We start from the raw sequence: 4297 nt of genomic DNA, 5'->3' as shown, positions 1-4297 counted from the left end.
TTCTTTCTTCCGATCTACGATATAGAAATATCCATTCTCATCCATCGTACACATATCGCCGGTGAAAAACCAGCCGTCCTGTAAGCACGCGTACGTCTCCTCTTCCTTATTCCAGTATCCTTTCATCACCTGCGGCCCCCGTATGCACAACTCCCCTACCTGTCCGGGCGGAACCTCTTCGCCCGTCTCGATATCGACGACCCGACACTCCGTGTCCGGCCAGGGAAGGCCGATGCTGCCGTTAACTCTCCGCCCCCAGATTGGATTGGCATGTGTTACCGGAGAACATTCAGTCAGGCCGTACCCTTCTACCAGCCGTCCTCCCGTAAGCGCTTCAAATTTTTGCTGTACTTCCACCGGCAGAGGGGCCGATCCGCTCAGGCAGGCTTTAATAGAAGAAATACTGTATTTTGTAAGGTCCGGATGGTTTAATAATCCGACATACATCGTCGGTGCGCCGGGAAAGACCGTCGGCTTCTGATCGTCGATAAGCTTTAGCATCATGTTTGTATCAAAACGGGGCACCAGGATAAGCTTGGCAGCCATGTAAATGCCGAAATTCATGGCGACCGTCATGCCATATACATGAAAGAACGGAACCGCAGCCAGTATCCGCTCTTCTCCGCGTCTGGCTTTATAGAACCAGGCGCCGCATTGCATGACGTTAGCAACGAGGCTGGCATGAGTCAGCATGGCTCCTTTCGCTTTGCCGGTGGTCCCTCCTGTATACTGGATAAGCGCGATATCGTTTTGCGTATCAACCGGAGACCGAACCGGGTCCGGACTGCTTCGCGCAAGCAGCGAAACAAACGCATACACACCCGCCCTCTCCCCTTCCCGCACCCGTACCCGTTGCCGCTGTTTCCACTGGACGAAGGGATAAAATATTTTTTTAGCCAGCGGCAAGTAATCCTTAATTCCCGTCACAATAACATGCTCAAGCGCCGTTTCGTCTTTTACTTGCTTCACCCGCGGGTACAACAAATCGAGGCAGATGATTACCCTGGCACCGGAATCGGTCATCTGGTGCAGCAGTTCCCTTTCCGTATACAGCGGATTGGTTTGCACAACAGTCGCTCCCGCGAGCAGTGCACCGTAGTAAGCAATGACGCTTTGCGGGATATTCGGCAGCATAACCGCAACGCGGTCACCCTTGTTTACTCCAAGCTGTCTCAGTGCATTGGCAAAACGGTAGCATTCCGTAAGCAATTGCTCATATGTTATCTCCTTGCCCATAAAAAACAAAGCCGGAGAATGAGGATTTGCTGCCGCTGTCTGAATCAGCAGTTCATAAAGTGCGATGTCCGGGTAGGAAAGCTTATGGGGAATTTCTGCCGGATAACTGGCCAACCAGGGACGGGATGCTGTCGGCATACAGGTCACTCCTTCTTCTTTCGTTATCTTACATAAATAATTCAATGAATGAATACTCATTCCTTCTTTATTATTTTAATTTTTAAAAATTTACGATTATTATTCTTTTATCGCTTTGCTATTGTATTTAGACAAGCCGTAAAAACCCCTTTTGTCATCCGACAAAAGGGGTTGATTGATTAAGCCGATCTGGTGCACTGCTCGAATTGCTCTTCTACTTTGGCTGACGGTTTAGCCGTCATCAAGCTTACAAGGATAATCGCCAGCAGGCCTGCCGCGAAGCCCGGCACCATTTCATATAAGGTATCCTTTAAGAACGGGAACCGGGTCCAGATAATAACCGTAGCGGAACCGGCGATCATACCGGCCAACGCTCCCCATTTGTTCATACGCTTCCAGTACAGGCTCAGAAGAATAACCGGCCCGAAGGAAGCGCCGAAACCGGCCCATGCATATCCCACAAGCGAAAGAATCGTACTGTTTTTATTAAATGCAAGCATCATGGCAACCAGCGCCACCAGAAGTACGGAGAGTCGTCCGATGAGTACTAATTCTTTGTCGGTAGCAGAACGACGGAAAAATGTTTTGTATATATCTTCCGTCAGCGAACTGGACGTAACAAGCAATTGAGAAGAAATCGTACTCATTACCGCGGCCAGAATGGCTGCCAGCAGGAAGCCGGTAATAAACGGGTGGAATAAAATATGGCCCAATTCCATGAATACGGTTTCCGGATCCGCCAGTTTTATTCCTTCATTTGCAAAGTAAGCGATTCCAACAAAACCGGTAAACATGGCACCGACTACGGAAAAAATCATCCAGCCCATTCCAATGCGGCGGGCTTTCGCCATTTCTTTAACAGACGAAATCGCCATAAAACGTACGATAATGTGCGGCTGTCCGAAATACCCAAGGCCCCATGCGAATAACGAAATAATGCCGAGCAGGGTCGTTCCCTTGAACATATCCATCAGCGCAGGATCGATTTGACGAATCGTATGAAACGACTCTCCAAGACCCCCTGTATGAAAGATCGTGACGACCGGAACCATAACCAGTGCAATTACCATAATAAGCCCCTGTACAAAGTCTGTCCAGCTTACCGCAAGGAAACCGCCGAACAGCGTATAGGCTACGACAACGCCAGCGACAATCCAAAGGCCCATAATATAATCAAGTTTAAATGAGTTCTCAAACAGTACGGCTCCGGAAACCAAACCGGAAGAAACATAAAATGTAAAAAAGACCATAATGACAAGACCGGATACGATACGCAACATCTTGGTCGTATCGCCAAAACGGTTCTCTAAATATTCCGGAATCGTAATCGAGTTGTTCGCGAGTTCAGTATACGTGCGCAGACGCGGCGCCACGTATAACCAGTTTGCATACGCACCCAATGTCAGACCGATTACGATCCAGGAAGCGCTCAGCCCCTGGGAAAACATCGCCCCGGGCAGGCCGAGCATTAGCCAGCCACTCATATCGGAAGCACCGGCGCTAAGCGCGGTAACCGCCGGGCCAAGCGTCCGGCCGCCAAGCATATAATCTGATAAATCAGATGTACGCTTATAAGCATAATAGCCAATCAGCAGCATTCCTACCATATACACGGTAATAGAAATTACTAATTGCATGTCCATAATTGAACCCCCTTATTTTTCAGCCAAAATCTAAGAAGGAGCGCGGGAAAGCGGAGGGAAGAGAAAAGAGTAAAGGCGGAAAAAAGACCTTCCCCTTTTTCTTCACTAAAATCTCACATTTCTCCCGCCTCTCTTTTGTTATCATAATGGTATACTTGCAACTTTGTCTATTTTCATATTCAGCCCGGGTCTAACAGACGGTATGGATTTTATTTAGAGACCATTCCTTTTAATACAAAAGCTACGTTGGCCGGGCGCTCCGCCAGTCGGCGCATGAAATAGCCGTACCAATCATTGCCGTAAGGAACATAAACACGCATCGTATATCCTTGCCGTGCAAGCTCAACTTGTGCTTGCGTACGGATACCATACAGCATCTGGAACTCGAACTGATCGCGTGGAATTTTATATTCCTCAACCAACCGCTTTGTATATTCGATAATTTGGTCATCATGGGATGCGATTGCGGTATAGCTGCCGCTTAACAGGTGCATCTTGATAATCTTCTTATAGTTTTCATCCACATCTTTCTTATCGGGATAGGCGACTTCCGGCGATTCTTTATATGCGCCTTTTACCAGACGCAATGAAACCCCTTTCATTTTTTCGATATCTTTTTCTGTGCGATATAGATATGCCTGGATAACGGTGCCAACATTGTCATAGTCACGACGAAGCTCTTCCAACAAATCCAGCGTTTGCTGACAATGTCCGTAATCTTCCATGTCAATGCGAACAAAGTTGCCGTATTTTTTTGCCGTATCCAGAATGCGGCGCATATTGCTCCGGCACAGATCGATATCAATATCCAGACCAATCTGCGTAAGCTTCAAGGACAGGTTGCTGTTCACGCCCGCCTGATGAATGGCGTCCAGCGTTTTCACGCAGTAGTCGGCCGATTCGATGGCTTCCTCCCGGCTGAATACGAATTCGCCAAGATGGTCCAGGGTGCATACAAGTCCTTTTTCATTTAAATTCTGCACTTTTTGAATGGCTTCCCTGATTGTTTCCCCTGCTACAAAACGGTTGGCGCCAAAGCGAAGACCCCATTTTTTCGCTGCCTGATTCATCAATTTATTTTGAGAAAGAAACAGGAAAAAGTTTTTCATTGTTGTCTCCATCATCGCCATTGCCTTCTCATCCTTTCATTTAAAACAGAATAATGTAGCTGTCTTTCATAGTATGAAGGAAAGGAGAGAAGAGAACGTGGGAACGATTTCTTCTTCCCCTCTTCTCTCTCCATGTTTATCCCTTATTTTACAAGATCTCCGATGTCAATT

General features: G+C 47.5%; 3 protein-coding genes. All 3 read right to left on the bottom strand.

Annotated elements, in window-relative coordinates:
- On the bottom strand, nt 1-1374 hold a 1374-nt coding region (locus B2899_RS00165; protein ID WP_286883137.1), incomplete at its 3' end, for an AMP-binding protein.
- Nucleotides 1375-1553: 179 nt separating this feature from the next.
- Entirely contained in the window at nt 1554-3017 is a 1464-nt protein-coding gene (gene putP / locus B2899_RS00160) for a sodium/proline symporter PutP (RefSeq protein ID WP_286883136.1), read from the bottom strand.
- Between the two features lie 209 nt (nt 3018-3226).
- The gene (locus B2899_RS00155; RefSeq protein WP_146812323.1) at nt 3227-4138 is read right to left on the bottom strand and encodes a proline dehydrogenase family protein; all 912 of its coding nucleotides are present in this window, start codon (nt 4136-4138) and stop codon (nt 3227-3229) included.
- Between the last annotated feature and the right edge of the window lie 159 nt (nt 4139-4297).

It is taken from the genome of Aneurinibacillus sp. UBA3580 (assembly GCF_002375825.1).
GTDB classification, from domain to species: Bacteria; Bacillota; Bacilli; order Aneurinibacillales; family Aneurinibacillaceae; genus Aneurinibacillus; species Aneurinibacillus danicus.
Note: the sequence above shows the minus strand (reverse complement) of the source record. Positions and strands in the feature narration are given on the sequence as shown.